Origin of the sequence: Streptomyces sp. NBC_00005 (assembly GCF_045160215.1) — a bacterium.
GTDB lineage: Bacteria > Actinomycetota > Actinomycetes > Streptomycetales > Streptomycetaceae > Streptomyces.
Genome location: NZ_CP108316.1, coordinates 5,520,588 through 5,537,417, shown reverse-complemented (window position 1 = coordinate 5,537,417; position 16,830 = coordinate 5,520,588). Strand labels below are relative to the sequence as shown.

The 16,830-nt window shown below is 67.2% G+C and carries 15 protein-coding genes; 8 read left to right on the top strand and 7 right to left on the bottom strand.

Translation table 11 applies throughout. From position 1 onward, the window contains the following. Positions 1–34: 34 nt before the first annotated feature. Positions 35–1,513, bottom strand: coding sequence for a replicative DNA helicase (dnaB, locus tag OG303_RS25405; RefSeq protein ID WP_405871130.1), 1,479 nt, complete (start codon positions 1,511–1,513; stop codon positions 35–37). 453 nt (positions 1,514–1,966) lie between these two features. Between dnaB and OG303_RS25400 the strand changes: the two genes are divergently transcribed. After that, entirely contained in the window at positions 1,967–3,313 is a 1,347-nt protein-coding gene (locus OG303_RS25400; RefSeq protein ID WP_405871128.1) for an MATE family efflux transporter, read from the top strand. Between the two features lie 129 nt (positions 3,314–3,442). On the opposite strand, the gene rplI is transcribed toward OG303_RS25400, so the two are convergent. The 4 genes from rplI to rpsF all read right to left on the bottom strand — a co-directional run bounded on the left by rplI (position 3,443) and on the right by rpsF (position 5,174). Continuing rightward, positions 3,443–3,889 (bottom strand): 50S ribosomal protein L9, encoded by a 447-nt coding sequence (gene rplI / locus OG303_RS25395; RefSeq protein WP_405871126.1) that lies wholly within the window; start codon positions 3,887–3,889, stop codon positions 3,443–3,445. Between the two features lie 18 nt (positions 3,890–3,907). After that, positions 3,908–4,144 carry a 30S ribosomal protein S18 gene (rpsR, locus tag OG303_RS25390; RefSeq protein WP_006381652.1) on the bottom strand — a complete coding sequence of 79 codons (237 nt, stop codon included), beginning with the start codon at positions 4,142–4,144 and terminating at the stop codon, positions 3,908–3,910. A 57-nt stretch (positions 4,145–4,201) separates the two neighbouring features. Continuing rightward, the gene (locus OG303_RS25385) at positions 4,202–4,804 is read right to left on the bottom strand and encodes a single-stranded DNA-binding protein (RefSeq protein ID WP_405871125.1); all 603 of its coding nucleotides are present in this window, start codon (positions 4,802–4,804) and stop codon (positions 4,202–4,204) included. A gap of 79 nt (positions 4,805–4,883) precedes the next feature. After that, the gene (rpsF, locus tag OG303_RS25380; protein ID WP_010353482.1) at positions 4,884–5,174 is read right to left on the bottom strand and encodes a 30S ribosomal protein S6; all 291 of its coding nucleotides are present in this window, start codon (positions 5,172–5,174) and stop codon (positions 4,884–4,886) included. A gap of 286 nt (positions 5,175–5,460) precedes the next feature. On the opposite strand from rpsF, the gene OG303_RS25375 reads away from it, so the two are divergent. The 3 genes from OG303_RS25375 to OG303_RS25365 all read left to right on the top strand — a co-directional run bounded on the left by OG303_RS25375 (position 5,461) and on the right by OG303_RS25365 (position 8,200). Further along, on the top strand, positions 5,461–5,775 hold the full coding sequence (locus OG303_RS25375; protein WP_405871124.1) for a hypothetical protein: 315 nt from the start codon (positions 5,461–5,463) through the stop codon (positions 5,773–5,775). 179 nt (positions 5,776–5,954) lie between these two features. After that, a complete protein-coding gene (femX, locus tag OG303_RS25370) occupies positions 5,955–7,076 on the top strand; it encodes a peptidoglycan bridge formation glycyltransferase FemX (protein ID WP_405871123.1) in 1,122 nt (373 codons plus the stop codon). Positions 7,077–7,168: 92 nt separating this feature from the next. Further along, a complete protein-coding gene (locus tag OG303_RS25365; protein ID WP_405871122.1) occupies positions 7,169–8,200 on the top strand; it encodes an alanine racemase in 1,032 nt (343 codons plus the stop codon). Positions 8,201–8,312: 112 nt separating this feature from the next. Here the strand turns inward: OG303_RS25365 and OG303_RS25360 are convergent, their stop codons facing one another. Together OG303_RS25360 and OG303_RS25355 are read right to left on the bottom strand one after the other, a co-directional pair. Continuing rightward, entirely contained in the window at positions 8,313–9,821 is a 1,509-nt protein-coding gene (locus tag OG303_RS25360; RefSeq protein WP_405871121.1) for a glycosyltransferase family 87 protein, read from the bottom strand. 131 nt (positions 9,822–9,952) lie between these two features. Further along, on the bottom strand, positions 9,953–12,619 hold the full coding sequence (locus tag OG303_RS25355) for a transglycosylase domain-containing protein (RefSeq protein ID WP_405871119.1): 2,667 nt from the start codon (positions 12,617–12,619) through the stop codon (positions 9,953–9,955). 353 nt (positions 12,620–12,972) lie between these two features. Here OG303_RS25355 and OG303_RS25350 point away from each other — a divergent pair, with 353 nt between their 5' ends. From OG303_RS25350 to OG303_RS25335, 4 genes are all read left to right on the top strand, one after another. Beyond that, positions 12,973–13,653 carry a PadR family transcriptional regulator gene (locus OG303_RS25350; RefSeq protein WP_405871118.1) on the top strand — a complete coding sequence of 227 codons (681 nt, stop codon included), beginning with the start codon at positions 12,973–12,975 and terminating at the stop codon, positions 13,651–13,653. A 44-nt stretch (positions 13,654–13,697) separates the two neighbouring features. Further along, positions 13,698–14,780 carry an inositol-3-phosphate synthase gene (locus tag OG303_RS25345; protein ID WP_405871116.1) on the top strand — a complete coding sequence of 361 codons (1,083 nt, stop codon included), beginning with the start codon at positions 13,698–13,700 and terminating at the stop codon, positions 14,778–14,780. Positions 14,781–14,866: 86 nt separating this feature from the next. After that, on the top strand, positions 14,867–16,129 hold the full coding sequence (locus OG303_RS25340) for an MFS transporter (RefSeq protein ID WP_405871114.1): 1,263 nt from the start codon (positions 14,867–14,869) through the stop codon (positions 16,127–16,129). 125 nt (positions 16,130–16,254) lie between these two features. Continuing rightward, a complete protein-coding gene (locus OG303_RS25335) occupies positions 16,255–16,743 on the top strand; it encodes a hypothetical protein (protein ID WP_405871113.1) in 489 nt (162 codons plus the stop codon). Positions 16,744–16,830: the final 87 nt, after the last annotated feature.

The following is a 16,830-nucleotide window of genomic DNA, read 5'->3' as shown; positions in this document are numbered from 1 at the left end:
GAGTTCATTTGTCCCGGGCCGGGAATCGGGCTGATCAGGTCTGCGCCATGTCCACGAACCGCGAGTAGTGGCCCTGGAAGGCGACCGTGATCGTCGCCGTCGGACCGTTTCGGTGCTTGGCCACGATCAGGTCGGCCTCGCCCGCGCGCGGCGACTCCTTCTCGTACGCGTCCTCGCGGTGCAGCAGGATGACCATGTCGGCGTCCTGCTCGATCGAGCCGGATTCACGCAGGTCGGAGACCATCGGCTTCTTGTCCGTGCGCTGCTCGGGACCACGGTTCAGCTGGGACAGCGCGATGACCGGCACTTCCAGTTCCTTGGCCAGGAGCTTGAGGTTACGGGACATGTCCGAGACCTCCTGCTGGCGGTTCTCGGCACGCTTGGAGCCGCCTGACTGCATCAGCTGGAGGTAGTCGATGACGACCAGTCTGATGTCGTTGCGCTGCTTGAGGCGGCGGCACTTGGCGCGGATCTCCATCATCGACAGGTTGGGAGAGTCGTCGATGAACAGCGGGGCGGCCGAGACGTCCGGCATCCGGCGGGCCAGGCGCGTCCAGTCCTCGTCGGTCATCGTGCCGGACCGCATGTGGTGCAGGGCCACGCGGGCCTCGGCGGACAGCAGGCGCATCGCGATCTCGTTGCGCCCCATCTCGAGGGAGAAGATGACGCTCGGAAGGTTGTGCTTGATCGAGGCGGCCCGGGCGAAGTCCAGCGCGAGCGTGGACTTACCCATCGCGGGACGAGCGGCGATGACGATCATCTGGCCCGGGTGCAGGCCGTTGGTGAGCGAGTCGAAGTCGGTGAAGCCCGTGGGCACACCGGTCATCTCGCCGGAGCGCGAGCCGATCGCCTCGATCTCGTCGAGCGCGCCCTCCATGATGTCGCCGAGCGGGAGGTAGTCCTCGCTGGTGCGCTGCTCGGTGACCGCGTAGATCTCGGCCTGGGCGCGGTTGACGATCTCGTCGACGTCGTCGTCGGCCGCGTATCCCATCTGGGTGATGCGGGTGCCGGCCTCGACCAGGCGGCGCAGGACCGCGCGCTCGTGCACGATCTCCGCGTAGTACTCGGCGTTGGCCGCCGTCGGCACGGTCTGGACGAGGGTGTGCAGATACGATGCGCCGCCGACCTTGTTGATCTCACCGCGCTTGGTGAGCTCGGCGGCGATCGTGATGGGGTCGGCCGGCTCGCCCTTGGCGTAGACGTCGAGGATCGCCTGGAAGATCGTCTCGTGCGCGGGCTTGTAGAAGTCGTGGCCCTTGAGGATCTCCACGACGTCCGCGATGGCGTCCTTGGACAGGAGCATGCCGCCGAGGACGGACTGTTCGGCATCGAGGTCCTGGGGCGGCACGCGCTCGAAGGACGTGCCCCCGCCGTCCCATTCGCCGTTCTCCCGGCCGCGGTCGTGCTGGTCGTCTCGGCCCCGGCCCCCGTCACCGCGCCGGCGGGAGGCAGGCAGACGATCACTTGGACCGCTGTCGGCCCACGGGTCGTCCAAGGGCTCGGAAATGCTCACCGAGCCACCTCCTCCCGTCCGCCGCCGAGCGGACCTAGCCATGCCTTCTTTTCTACGGCACGGCACTGACAAATGAGAGGCCCAACTCCGGTTACTGCGCGTCGGCTTTATGCTGCTTTCCCTTGCCGACAAACGGAGCGGGCGCCGGACCACGGTAGGCCTGTCGGCACCGTCAGCCAATCTGGTTATCCACAGGCCATGTGGACGACGGCCCGGATGCTGTGGAGAACTCCGCAAAACCTGTGCACGAGACGGTGGACAGCCCTGTGAACAAGCGCGCACCTCTTCCACTGAACCTACCCTGACCTGCTCTTTTCCCGTCCACCGGCTGTGCAGAAGAAAAACTTCCCCACTCGGACCAAGATCGCTTCGAACGGCGCACGAAAGAGCAGGCAACCAGACGGGAAGTAAGGGTCATAAAAGCTTTGCATCTCTTACCTGTGGACGATTAGATTGGTGCTCATGACACAGGCTCCCGCGACCTCCAAGGCCGCTCGGCGACTGCACGATCGAGAGATCGTCGCGCTGGCCGTGCCGGCCTTCGGCGCACTCGTAGCCGAGCCTCTCTTCGTCATGGCCGACAGCGCGATCGTCGGCCATCTCGGCACCGCACAACTCGCCGGACTCGGCGTCGCCTCGGCGCTCCTCACGACAGCAGTCAGCATCTTCGTCTTCCTGGCCTACGCCACTACGGCGGCCGTCGCCCGACGGGTCGGCGCCGGAGACCTCCAGGCCGCCATCCGCCAGGGCATGGACGGCATCTGGCTGGCACTGCTGCTCGGCGCCGCCGTCATCGCCGCCGTGCTGCCGACGGCGCCGACCATTGTGGAACTCTTCGGCGCGTCGGACACCGCAGCCCCCTACGCGATCACCTATCTGCGCATCTCGGCCCTCGGCATCCCGGCCATGCTCGTCGTGCTCGCCTCGACCGGTGTCCTGCGCGGCTTGCAGGACACCAAGACTCCGCTCTATGTTGCCGTCGCGGGCTTCGTCGCCAACGCCGCCCTCAACGCGGGCCTCGTCTACGGCGCCGACCTCGGCATCGCAGGCTCCGCCTGGGGCACCGTCATCGCGCAGTGCGGCATGGCAGTCGTCTACCTCACCGTGGTCGTCCGCGGGGCTCGCCGACACGGCACCTCGCTGCGTCCCGACGCAGCGGGTATCCGTGCCTCCGCACAAGCCGGCGTGCCCCTCCTGGTCCGCACTCTCTCGCTGCGAGCGATCCTGATGATCGCCACAGCCGTCGCCGCCCGCCTCGGCGACGCCGACATCGCGGCACACCAGATCATCCTGTCCCTGTGGAGCCTGCTCGCCTTCGCCCTCGACGCCATCGCCATCGCAGGTCAGGCCATCATCGGGCGCTACCTCGGCGCCGAGGACACCCAGGGCGCCCGCGACGCCTGCCGTCGCATGGTGCAGTGGGGAATCGCAGTGGGCGTCGTGCTCGGCGTGCTGGTGGTGATCGCCCGCCCGGTGTTCCTGCCTTTGTTCACCAGCGACACCGTGGTGAAGGACGCCGCGTTGCCCGCCCTTCTCGTGGTGGCTCTCTCCCAGCCGATCTGCGGCGTCGTCTTCGTCCTGGACGGCGTCCTGATGGGAGCAGGGGACGGGCCGTATCTTGCCTGGGCCATGGTGGTCACTCTGGCTGTCTTCGCCCCGCTGGCGTTGCTCGTCCCGGCACTCGGCGGCGGCCTCGCGGCGCTCTGGGGAGCGATGACACTGATGATGGCGGTGCGCATGCAGACCCTTTGGCTGCGGACCCGTTCAGGCCGCTGGATCGTCACGGGCGCCACCCGCTGACTGTTTCACGTGAAACTGGCGTTTCACGTGAAACATGCGCGGTTCCGTACCGAGGGGGAGCACGAAGAAGGGGCCGCACCCGCGATGAGTGCCGCCCCTTCTCTCAGCCGTTCAAGCCGAGCGCAGCGATCAGGCCGCGACGACCTCGATGTTGACCTTGGCGGCAACATCGGCGTGCAGACGCACGGACGTCTCGTGAGCGCCCAGCGTCTTGATCGGCGCGCCCAGCTCGATGCGGCGCTTGTCGACCTCGGGGCCACCGGAAGCCTTGATCGCGGAAGCGATGTCGGCCGGGGTGACGGAACCGAAGAGACGACCGGCGTCGCCGGAGCGGACGGCCAGACGGACCCTGACACCCTCGAGCTGGGCCTTCACAGCGTTGGCCTGCTCGATGGTCTGGATCTCGTGGATCTTGCGAGCGCGACGAATCTGCTCGACGTCCTTCTCGCCACCCTTGGTCCAGCGGATAGCGAACTTCCGCGGGATCAGGTAGTTGCGAGCGTAACCGTCCTTGACGTCGACGACGTCGCCCGCGGCACCGAGGCCGGAGACCTCGTGGGTGAGGATGATCTTCATGTCTCGGTCACCCTTCCCTTATCGCGCGGTGGACGTGTAGGGCAGCAGCGCCATCTCACGGCTGTTCTTGACGGCCGTGGCGACGTCACGCTGGTGCTGCGTGCAGTTGCCGGTCACGCGGCGGGCACGGATCTTGCCGCGGTCGGAAATGAACTTCCGCAGCATGTTCGTGTCCTTGTAGTCCACGTACTGGACCTTGTCCTTGCAGAAAGCGCAGACCTTCTTCTTCGGCTTGCGCACAGGCGGCTTCGCCATGGTGTATCTCCTGTGTGATCAAGAAGTGTGGGTACGACCCACCCTCGGCCCGAAGGCCTAGAAGGGGGGCTCGTCCGAGTAGCCGCCGCCCTGCTGGCCGCCGCCGGAGTTTCCACCCCAGCCGCCGCCACCGCCGCCGCCCTGGTTGCCACCGGCAGGAGCGCCGGTCGCCCACGGGTCGTCGGCGGGAGCGCCGCCGCCGCCCGGCTGGCCGCCGCCGGAGTTTCCACCCCAGCCGCTGCCACCCTGGCCGCCGCCACCGCCGCTGTAACCGCCCTGACCCTGCCCACCGCGGCCGGCGGTCTTGGTGACCTTGGCCGTGGCATTGCGCAGGCTGGCGCCGACTTCCTCGACGTCCAGTTCGTAGACCGTGCGCTTGACGCCCTCACGGTCCTCGTAGGACCGCTGCTTCAGCCGGCCCTGCACGATGACGCGCATGCCTCGCTGGAGCGACTCGGCGACGTTCTCCGCCGCCTGACGCCAGACCGAGCAGGTCAGGAAGAGGCTTTCGCCGTCCTTCCACTCGTTCGTCTGGCGGTCGAAGGTGCGGGGGGTGGACGCGACACGGAACTTCGCGACCGCCGCACCGGAAGGGGTGAAGCGCAGCTCGGGGTCGTCGACAAGATTGCCGACGACCGTGATGACGGTCTCGCCTGCCATGGGGAACCTCTCGGCGGGTTTGCTGCTGGCTGCTTTGGGTGCTGCTACTCGAATCCCGGGATCAACTGAGCCGACAGGCTCAGTGGGTCTCGGGGCGGAGGACCTTGGTCCGGAGGACCGACTCGTTCAGGTTCATCTGGCGGTCGAGCTCCTTGACGATCGCGGGCTCAGCCTGCAGATCGATGACCGAGTAGATGCCCTCGGGCTTCTTCTTGATCTCGTACGAGAGACGACGACGGCCCCAGGTGTCGACCTTCTCGACCTTCCCGTTGCCCTCACGGACGACGGAGAGGAAGTTCTCGATCAGGGGGGCGACAGCGCGCTCCTCCAGATCGGGGTCGAGGATGACCATCACCTCGTAGTGACGCATGTGGAACCCACCTCCTTTGGACTCAACGGCCACGGTCGTTCCGTGGCAGGAGGGTTGTGATGCGTATGCAACGGTATCGGCCGCCACTGACAATCGGGGGTCGACGAGCGACGTCCCCGGTCTGGCCTGGGCGGTTCCCTGGCGCTGCCTGGGCAGACACCGGTGCGGAGGGTACAGAGTACCCGCACACCCGCTTCCGGTTGAAATCCGGCCGCCTGGACAGTCAATCTGTACACATCGGGTGTGCATGGCGCTACGATGCGCCGTCTTCCGCAGGAGGTGCCCCATGGCACAGGCATTGCGACCCAACACCGTCGGAGGCCTTTTCGCCACGGACGGAAAACCCCACCCCATCCAGGACACACTGCTCGCGGTGACCCTGGTGCTGGGCGTGGTGGCGTTCGTGACGGGCTTCTTCGACAACCTGCACCTGCTCAGCTCCTGGGCGGGCCTGATGGGCATCGCCACCGGTGCGTACGGCCAGTGGATCTCGGAGACCACCCGCGAGCGCTTCGGACTCATCCTGGGTCTCGGCGCCTCGGCGGTCGGCTTCTTCCTCGGCATGGCGCACGGCGGCCTTTTCGGTGGGGTCATCGGCTGACGCCAGGGACACCGTCCTCCGAACTCCAGACAAAGCACGACGGAACGCCTCGGCGGCCGACAGGCCGGGGTGCAGGTTCCATATGCCCAGTCGGGGCGCTCGTCAGGCGCAGTAGGCTTCGGCGCGAGAGCCGGAGCCCCTGTACCCATGGGGACACACCAGCCCGAGGAGCGCCCCGAATGAGCCTGACCCTGAGGACGATCAGCCGTGAGCAGCATCTGGCATACATCCAGAGCCTGCCCTCGGCGAGCCACATGCAGGTTCCGGCCTGGGCCGACGTCAAGGCGGAATGGCGCTCCGAGAGCCTCGGTTGGTTCGACGAACGCACTGGCGAGATCGTCGGTGCGGGCCTCGTCCTCTACCGTCAACTGCCCAAGATCAAGCGCTACTTGGCCTATTTGCCCGAGGGCCCGGTCATCAACTGGTTCGCGCCCAATCTGACCGAGTGGCTGGAACCGATGCTCGCGCACCTCAAGCAACAGGGCGCCTTCTCGGTGAAGATGGGCCCGCCGGTGATCATCCGGCGCTGGGAGGCCACCTCCATCAAGGCGGGCATCCAGAACCCGGACGTGAAGCGCCTGCGCGACATCGAGGCCGACTTCATCGAGCCGCGCGCCTTCGAGGTGGCCGACAAGCTGCGCCGCATGGGCTGGCAGCAGGGCGAGGACGGCGGCGCGGGTTTTGGCGACGTCCAGCCGCGCTACGTCTACCAGGTACCGCTGGCCAACCGGTCCCTTGAAGAGGTCCATAAGAACTTCAACCAGCTGTGGCGCCGCAACATCAAGAAGGCCGAGAAGGCCGGTGTCGAGGTCGTCCAGGGCGGCTACCAGGACCTCGATGAATGGCAGCGGCTGTACGAGATCACGGCTGTGCGCGACCACTTCCGGCCCCGCCCGCTGTCGTACTTCCAGCGCATGTGGACGGCCCTCAACACCGAGGACCCCAACCGCATGCGGCTGTACTTCGCCCGGCACAACGGCGTGAATCTGTCGGCGGCGACCATGCTGATCGTCGGCGGGCACGTCTGGTACTCCTACGGCGCCTCCGACAACATCGGCCGTGAGGTCCGGCCCTCGAACGCGATGCAGTGGCGGATGCTGCGCGACGCCTACGCGCTCGGCGCGACCGTCTACGACCTGCGCGGCATCTCCGACTCGCTGGACGAGACCGATCACCTCTTCGGCCTGATCCAGTTCAAGGTGGGCACCGGCGGGCAGGCCGCCGAGTACCTCGGCGAATGGGACTTCCCGCTCAACAAGCTGCTCCACAAGGCGCTCGACATCTACATGTCGCGCCGCTGAGCCCCGTCGGCCCCGGCCGTTTGCTTCGATAGCTCCGAACGCTTCCATATCTCTGATACACCGCAGCCACGAGAAAGGTTCCAGGTCCGGCCATGGCGCTCACGCTCTACGTCGACACCGCGCGCTGGCGGGCGCATCACAAGCACGTGCAGGAGCAGTTCCCGGGGCTCGTCCCGGTCTGCAAGGGCAACGGCTACGGCTTCGGGCACGAGCGGCTGGCGGAGGAGGCCACCCGTCTGGGGTCCGACATCCTGGCCGTCGGCACGACGTACGAGGCCGCGCGGATCAAGGACTTCTTCGGCGGTGACCTGCTGGTGCTGACGCCGTACCGGCGCGGCGAGGAGCCCGTCCCGCTGCCCGACCGGGTCATCCGCTCCGTGTCGTCGGTGGACGGCGTGTACGGCCTGGTGGGCGCCCGCGTGGTCATCGAGGTGATGTCCTCGATGAAGCGGCACGGCATCAGCGCCCAGGACCTGCCGCAGCTGCACGCCGCCATAGAGAACGTCCGCCTGGAGGGCTTCGCCATCCACCTGCCGCTGGACCGCACGGACGGCTCGGACGCCGTCGAGGAGGTCATCGGCTGGATGGACCACCTGCGCGCGGCCCGGCTGCCGCTGCACACGATGTTCGTCAGCCACCTGAAGGCCGACGAACTCCACCGGCTGCAGCAGCAGTTCCCGCAGACCCGTTTCCGCGCCCGCATCGGCACGCGGCTGTGGCTGGGGGACCACGAGGCCACCGAGTACCGCGGGGCGGTCCTGGACGTCACGCGCGTCGCCAAGGGCGACCGCTTTGGCTACCGCCAGCAGAAGGCGGCCTCGGACGGCTTCCTGGTGGTCGTGGCGGGCGGTACGTCGCACGGAGTGGGTCTGGAGGCCCCGAAGGCGCTGCACGGCGTCATGCCGCGCGCCAAGGGCGTCGCCCGGGCCGGCCTCGCCACGGTGAACCGGAACCTTTCTCCGTTCGTCTGGGGCGGCAAGCAGCGCTGGTTCGCGGAGCCGCCCCACATGCAGGTCTCCATCCTGTTCGTGCCGACGGACGCACCCGAACCGAAGGTGGGCGAGGAGCTGGTGGCCCATCTGCGGCACACCACCACGCAGTTCGATCGCATCGTCGACCGCTGAGCGAGGCGACAGACGACCGAAAGGCCGTACACGGACTCTCCCGTGTACGGCCTTTCGCATGAGTCGATCTGGGGCTACGCGGGTCGTCCACGGTCGCCCGCAATCTGTTCGCTCAGAGCGAACGGTCCGTGGAGGATGGCGTTCCACGACTGCCCCACTCCACCTGCGGCCCGTCGAAGTAGGCCGCGTGCCGCGGCGGATGGGCCGCCGCGCCGAGGGCGAAGACGTCCTCCGCGCCGTCCAGCACACCCCCTGACGGGTCGTCGTCGCCGGCTCGGCGCACCGGATCCCGCTCCGGCATGAGGATGTCGCGGACGACCACGGCGCACAGGTACAGAGTCCCCACCACGTGCACGCCGATGACCCACTGATAGCCGACCTGCGGCAGACCCTTGTGAGCGTCCCCGCTGGTCGTGTACGCGAGGTACAGCCAGATACCCAGGAAGTACGCGACCTCGCACGCCTGCCAGATCAGGAAGTCCCGCCACTTCGGCCGGGCCAGCACGGCGAGCGGGACCAGCCACAGGACGTACTGCGGCGAGTAGACCTTGTTGGTGATGATGAACGCCGCGACGATCAGGAAAGCGAGCTGGGCGAAGCGCGGGCGGCGCGGAGCGGTCATCGTCAGCACCGCAATGCCCACACAGCACAGGACCACCAGCGCCGTGGCCAGGTTGTTGACGGTGTCGGTGCTGAGCGGGTCGGTCGAGTGCTGGGCCATGATCAGCCAGAAGGACCCGAAGTCCACGCCCCGGTCGTGGCTGAACTTGTAGAACTGCGACCAGCCGTCCCAGGCGAAGAGCATCACCGGCAGGTTCACGGCGAACCAGGCGACGGCCGTTCCTCCCAGAGCTTTTCCGAAGTCCCGCCATTTCCCCGCACGCCAGCACAGCAGGAGCAGCGGGCCGAGTAGGAAGACGGGGTAGAGCTTGGCGGCCGTGGCAAGCCCCAGAAGGACTCCGAAGGCAAGTGAGCGGCCCCGGGCCCACATCAGCATCGCCGCGGCCGTCAGAGCGACCGCCAGCAGGTCCCAGTTGATGGTGGCGGTCAGCGCGAAGGCGGGCGCCAGGGCGACCAGCAGTCCGTCCCAGGGGCGCCGGGCGTGCGTACGGGTCACACAGACCGCGATGACGGCCGCGCACGCCATCAGCATCCCGGCGTTGACCATCCAGTACCACTGCTCCTGGTCCTGGATGCTGCCGCTGCCCGGCGTGAGCCAGGCGGCCACCTCCATGAACACGCCGGTCAGTACCGGGTATTCGAGGTACGGCATGTCACCGGAGAGCTTGTCGAAGTACGGCACAAGCCCGTCGGCGAAACCGCGCCCCTGATAGAGGTGCGGGATGTCCGAGTAGCACGCCTTCGTGTACTGGGAACTGGCGCCGAAGAACCAGGCGCCGTTGTAGCAGGGCGCCTTCTGGATCAGTCCGAGGGCGAACATGCCGATCGCCACGAGCGCGACGACCCGGACGGGAGTCCACCAGGACGTCCCGAGCAGGGCGCGCCGCCCTACGGGGCCGCCGATCAGCTCGCTGCCGGACGCGGCGACCTCGTCGTCCTTGGTCGGCCGCACCGGGTCCGGTTCGTGCACGCTCGCTTGCGTCGATTCTGCGCTGGGCATGCCGCACATCCTGCCGTACGTGTCTAGGAATACGACGGGGGCCGCCACAACCACTCAGGTGCGGCGGCCCCCGTTTCACGTGAAACATCGACATGTTTCACGTGAAACACCCGTGCCGGGCGTTTTGACAGCTAACCGGTCGGGCCTCCGAAGATGCCTCCGTTGCCATTGCCTCTGCTGTTTCCGCTCGACTCCGTGGCCGTCGGTGTCGAGGTCACGCCCCCGTCCGTGCCGCCGGTGTCTGTACCGCCGGTGTCCGTGCACTGCCAGCTGAACTTGCAGGACTCACTCGTCGAGGGCGTCGGACTCGTCAATGTCTCGCTCGGCGTCGGCGTCGGCGTCGGACTCGTCAGCGTCTCGCTGGGCGTCGGAGTAGGCGTCGGGGTCGGCACATCGTTGACGACCTCACCGATGGGCTCCGGGGTGTTGAACTTCAGCGCCTCCTGACCCTTCAGCGCCTCTTCCATGTAGTCGTGCCAGATCTCGGACGGGAACGAAGCACCGTGGATCTTCTCCTGGCCACCGGTTCCGTACATCTCCAGGAAGGTGCGGTTCTTCTTGGTCTCGTCGTCGTCGTACCGGAACATCGTGATCGACGTGGACAGCTGCGGGGTGTAGCCCACGAACCAGGCGGACTTGTTGCCGTCGGTGGTACCGGTCTTGCCGGCCACCTCACGGCCAGGCAGCTGGGCGTTGGTACCCGTACCCTTCTCGACCACCGTCCTCAGCACGTCGGTGACGTTGTCGGCGACCTTCGGCGTGAACGCCTCCACGGGCTTGTCCGCATGCGTGAAGAGCGTGCCGTCCTTGCTCGTGACCTTCGAGACGGAGAACGGATCACGCCGCTGGCCGCTGGACGCGAAGGTGGCGTACGCCCCCGCCATGCGGATCGCGCTGGGGTCTGAGATACCGATGGAGAAGGACGGGTAATTGGTACCGGCCAGGCTGTTCTCCTTGAGGCCGGCGTCAATGGCCGCCTCCTTGACCTTGTCCAGCCCGACGTCCATGCCGAGCTGCACGTAGGCGGAGTTCACCGACTCCCTCATCGCCTCGCGGAGGTCGATCTGGTACTTGGGCGGACTGCCGTACGACTCGTTACCGTCGTTGGTCTGCAGCCACTCCTCGCCCTTCTCGTTCTTCCAGATCGTCTTGTCGTAGTCCTCGATCTTGAGCTTGTTCTTACCGCTGTACAAGCTCTTCGGGGAGACCTGGGTGCGCTCGTCCTGCGCCTGCTCCGGGCCGAGGCTCTTGTCCCGCACACCCCACTTCATCGCCGCCGCGAGCACGAACGGCTTGAAGGTAGAACCGACCTGGGCACCGGTCACATCGGCGTTGTTGGTGAAGTGCTTGGTCGCGTCCTCACCGCCGTAGATGGCCTTGATGGCGCCGCTTCTCGGATCCACGGAAGCGCCGCCGAACTGGACGTGCGTGTCCGTCTTCGGGCGTTGCTTGGGCTTGATGTTCTTCTTCTGGACGTTCTTGACGGAGGCCTCGAGCTCCTTGACCTTCGTCTTGTCGAAGGTCGTATAGATCGAGTAGCCGCCCTGCTGCAGCTGATCGGCGGTAAGGACCTTGTTGCTGATCAGATACGCCTTCGCCAGGTCGACGAGGTAGCCCACCTGGCCGCTCAGCTCGTTGTTCGCGCGCGGGTTCTGCGATGCAGGAAGTTTGGTGAACTTGGCTCGTTCCGTGGCGCTCAGATGGCCGTACTCGACCATCTTGTCCAGGGTGTTCTGCATCTGCACCAGGGCCCGCCGCTGGTTGGCCTGGGGCGTGGCGGACTGGTCGAGGGACGTCGCACCCGCCGGGTCGTAGTAGGTGGCGCCCTTGAGCATCGCCGCCAGGAAGGCACACTGCCCCGCGTTCAGGTCGACAGCGTCCTCGTTGAAGTACGCCCGCGCGGCCGCCTGGATTCCGTAGGCCCCTCGGCCGTAGTACGCGGAGTTCAGGTAGCCGGCCATGATCTCGTCCTTCGACTTGGTGGCGCCCACCTTGATCGAGACGAAGATCTCCTTGAACTTGCGCGAGACGGTCTGCGACTGGTCGTCCAGCATCGCGTTCTTCACGTACTGCTGCGTGATGGTGGAACCACCCTGGGTCTCACCGCCCCTGGCCATGTTGAAGACGGCGCGGGCGATGCCCTTCGGGTCGATGCCGCTGTCGGTCTCGAAAGTCTTGTTCTCCTGCGAGATGACGGCGTACTGCATGTTCTTGGGGATCTGCGAGAGGTTGACGATCTGGCGGTTCGTCTCGCCACCCGTGGCGACCATCTCGGTGTTGTTGGACCAGTAGAAGACGTTGTTCTGCGCCTTCGCGGTCTTCGCGAGGTCCGGTACACCCACCATGGCGTAGGCGATGCCTGCGACGGCCACCATGCTGCCGAAGAACGCGATGAAGAGTCCGGTCACCAGCTTCCACGACGGCAACCAGCGCGCGGCGCCGTACTTGTCCGCGCGCGGATAGTCGATGATCCGCTTCCTGCCGGGAGGCGCCGTGCGCCCTCTGCCCCGCCCCGGCCCGTTCGGGCCGCCGGGTCCACCGCGTCCACCCGCGCGGCCGGGTTCGGCCGCTCTGCGGCGGCCTCCTGCGTTTCTCTGTGCCGCGCGGCGGGCTTCGGCGCGGCCGCCGTACTGCCGTTCCTCGTCAATCGCCCCCTGTCCCAGCCCGTAATCGGCCGGAGACCCGGTGGCGCCTCGCGGTGCCGCACGGCGGCCGGAGGCCGAGCCGGACTGGCCGCGTCGGGCCGCGGCACGTCCGCCTCCCTGCGGCTGCGGCGGTTTGCGACGGTGCTCGCTCATCGAACGACTACTCCTCGGGCAGGCGCACCTTTGCGCGCCTGGAAACGGCGGCTGGTTTCCGGTCCCCCCGAAGTACGGATGTGGTCGATGCCTCATTCACCCGTACCGCACCGAGGACCGTGACGCCCCCTCGCGTCACTTGGCTCCCGGTGGTGTGCATGGCGCACAGACTACGCACCGTCAAAACCCTCCGAGCCCCGAAGTTCACCGCAAATCAGGCAACTTGCCTCTGATGAATAAGTGATGTGATCCCGTTCACCGTCTCCCCACTTGTCGCATCCGGAAGGCCGTTCTATCGTCGTGATGTATCGAGTCGATACATCGGAGCGACATAAGGGCGAGGAGGCGAGCGGATGAGCCGGCGTTCAGGGATCCTCGAGTTCGCCGTACTCGGCCTGCTCCGCGAGTCCCCGATGCACGGCTATGAGCTGCGCAAGCGACTCAACACGTCACTGGGCGTGTTCCGTGCGTTCAGCTACGGGACGCTCTACCCCTGCCTCAAGACGCTGGTCGCCAACGGCTGGTTGATCGAGGAGCCGGGGCACACCACCGAGGACGCCCTCGCAGCACCACTCGCAGGGCGTCGCGCCAAGATCGTCTACCGGTTGACGGCGGAAGGTAAGGAGCACTTCGAGGAGCTGCTCTCGCAGACGGGCCCCGACGCGTACGAGGACGAGCACTTCGCCGCCCGCTTCGCCTTCTTCGGGCAGACGTCACGCGACGTACGCATGCGCGTGCTCGAGGGTCGCCGCAGCCGGCTGGAGGAGCGTCTGGAGAAGATGAGCTCCTCCCTGGCACGCACTAGGGAGCGCCTCGACGATTACACGCTTGAGCTTCAGCGCCACGGGATGGAGTCCGTGGAGCGCGAAGTGCGCTGGCTGAACGAGCTCATCGAAAGCGAGCGGGCGGGCCGGGACCTGAAAGGCCCCGCCCACGGAGAACCCGCTCGCGACACCACAGAGGGAGCGCCGGGCGTCCTGCCCCGGCCCGGGGACACCCCCCGGCCGGATACGCCCGGCGACACCGCCACGTGAGGTCCCTGCCAGGGCCTCACTCGTACACACAGGGAGCAACCGGAATGGGTTCGGTTCGCGTAGCCATCGTCGGCGTGGGCAACTGCGCCGCGTCGCTGGTGCAGGGAGTCGAGTACTACAAGGACGCCGACCCGGCGTCCAGGGTCCCCGGCCTGATGCACGTCCAGTTCGGCGACTACCACGTCAGTGACGTGGAGTTCGTCGCCGCGTTCGACGTCGACGCGAAGAAGGTCGGCCTCGACCTCGCGGACGCCATCGGCGCCTCCGAGAACAACACCATCAAGATCTGCGACGTGCCGAACAGCGGCGTGACCGTCCAGCGCGGCCACACCCTCGACGGCCTCGGCAAGTACTACCGCGAGACCATCGAGGAGTCCCCCGAGGCTCCGGTCGACGTCGTCCAGATCCTCAAGGACAAGCAGGTCGACGTCCTCGTCTGCTACCTGCCCGTCGGTTCCGAGGACGCGGCGAAGTTCTACGCCCAGTGCGCCATCGACGCCAAGGTCGCCTTCGTCAACGCCCTTCCGGTCTTCATCGCCGGCACCAAGGAGTGGGCGGACAAGTTCGCCGAGGCAGGCGTCCCGATCGTCGGTGACGACATCAAGTCCCAGGTCGGCGCCACCATCACGCACCGCGTCATGGCGAAGCTGTTCGAGGACCGCGGCGTCGTCCTGGACCGCACGATGCAGCTGAACGTCGGCGGCAACATGGACTTCAAGAACATGCTCGAGCGCGAGCGCCTGGAGTCCAAGAAGATCTCCAAGACGCAGGCCGTCACCTCGCAGATCCCCGACCGGGACCTCGGCGCGAAGAACGTCCACATCGGCCCGTCGGACTACGTGCAGTGGCTCGACGACCGCAAGTGGGCCTACGTCCGCCTCGAGGGCCGTGCCTTCGGCGACGTCCCGCTGAGCCTGGAGTACAAGCTCGAGGTCTGGGACTCCCCGAACTCGGCCGGTGTCATCATCGACGCCGTGCGCGCCGCGAAGATCGCCAAGGACCGCGGCATCGGCGGCCCGATCCTCTCCGCGTCGAGCTACTTCATGAAGTCCCCGCCGGTCCAGTACTTCGACGACCAGGCCCGCGAGAACGTCGAGAAGTTCATCAAGGGCGAGGTCGAGCGCTAGACGCCGGCACAACTGCTCCTGCCAGGGCGTCGAGGGTCCCCGGGTCGCGCGACCCGGGGACCCTCCCCGTATGTGAGGCTGTGCCCATGGCCGTCGTCCGTGACCTGCGCACCCTCCTGCGCTTCGCGAACTTCCGGCGCCTGCTCGCCGTGCGCCTGCTCTCCCAGGGCGCCGACGGCGTCTACCAGGTCGCGCTCGCCGCCTACGTCGTCTTCTCACCGGAGAAACAGACCTCGGCCACCGCGATCGCCTCCGCGATGGCGGTCCTGCTGCTTCCCTACTCGCTGGTGGGCCCCTTCGCCGGCGTCCTCCTGGACCGCTGGCGCCGCCGCCAGGTCTTCCTCTACGGCAATTTGCTGCGCGCCGTGCTGGCGTCGGGCACGGCCGTCCTGATCCTCAGTCACGTCCCGGACTGGCTCTTCTACGTCTCCGCGCTGTGCGTCACCGCCGTCAACCGATTCGTCCTCGCGGGACTGTCCGCAGCACTGCCTCGCGTGGTCGACGCCGAGCGCCTCGTGATGGCCAACTCCCTTTCCCCGACCGCCGGTACGCTCGCCGCGACCGCGGGCGGCGGCCTCGCCTTCGTCGTACGGCTCGTGGTGGCCGACTCGGACGCCGCCGTGGTGCTGCTCGGCGCGGTTCTGTACCTGTGCGCGGGGCTCGCGTCGCTCCGTCTCGCGCCGGAACAGCTGGGACCGGACCCCGAGTTGGTGCGCCCCCGGCTGGCAGCAGCGCTCTCCGGCACCGCACACGACCTGATGGCAGGTGTACGCCATCTCGCCGCACCGCCGCGCCGGGAGGCCGCCTGGGCGCTCGTCACGATGACCCTGATGCGGTTCTGCTACGGCGCCCTGCTGGTCATGCTGCTGATGCTGTGCCGGTACTCGTTCTCCTCGAACGCGGACGACGGACTGCGCCTGCTCGGGGTCGCGTTGGGGACTTCCGCCGCGGGCTTCTTCGCTGCCGCAGTGGTGACGCCCTGGGCCGCGGGACGGCTCGGGCCGGGGCGCTGGATAGTCGTGTGCGCGGCGTCCGCCGCGGTCCTGGTGCCCGCCCTCGGTCTCCCGTTCGCCACCGCCCCGATGCTGGTCGCGACGTTCATCCTCGGCCTGACCACCCAGGGCGCGAAGATCGCGACGGACACGGTCGTGCAGTCCTCCGTGGAAGACGGCTTCCGGGGCCGGATCTTCTCCGTCTACGACGTGCTGTTCAACATGTCCTTCGTCGGCGCCGCCGCGGTAGCCGCCCTGATACTCCCGCCGGACGGCCGCTCGGTGACGCTGGTGGTCACAGTCGCCGTTGTCTACGGGGCGGTTGCTGGGACTATGGCCCGCTTTGAGCATCGGTAAGTGTCACATCAAAGCCACAGAGTCCCCCTGGGTTGCAGGCCTGTCAGTGGGTGCCGGTAACTTACGTGCGTCTTACGCGCCTCTTATGTCGCGCCACTCACCCAACTGTTCTAGGGGGAACCCAAGTGACTACTCCGCCGCCCCAGGGCCAGAACCCGTTCGCGCAGGGCCAGCAGCCCTACGGCCAGCCCCAGGGCCAGGCCCCGTACCCGCCCCAGGGCGGCTACCCGCAGCAGCCGGGCCAGCCCGGGTTCCCCCAGCAGGGCGCCGCTCCGTACGCTCCGGTTCCGCCGCAGCGTCCGAAGCGTGGCATCAAGCAGTACCTGCGCATCGGAATCGTCGTCGTTGCCCTCATAGCCGCGGCCGTCGGCTGGTTCGCGAGCCGTCACGACCCCGACACCGCCAAGGTCGGCGACTGCATGAGCATCAGCAACCCGGACAACGCCACCGACCCGGGCCTCAAGGTCGTGGACTGCAGCAGCTCGAAGGCCAAGTACAAGGTCGCCCAGAAGAAGAGCGACGACTCCGGCTGCGACCGGACCAAGTACGCCGAGTACACCGAGACCGGTAAGAGCGACTTCACCCTCTGCCTGTCGGAGTACTCCGCCAAGTAAGAGCTTCACTCACGCTTGAGGGGCGGTGTTTCACGTGAAACACCGCCCCTTAGCGCGTCCGGGCCATGTTTCACGTGAAACATGGCC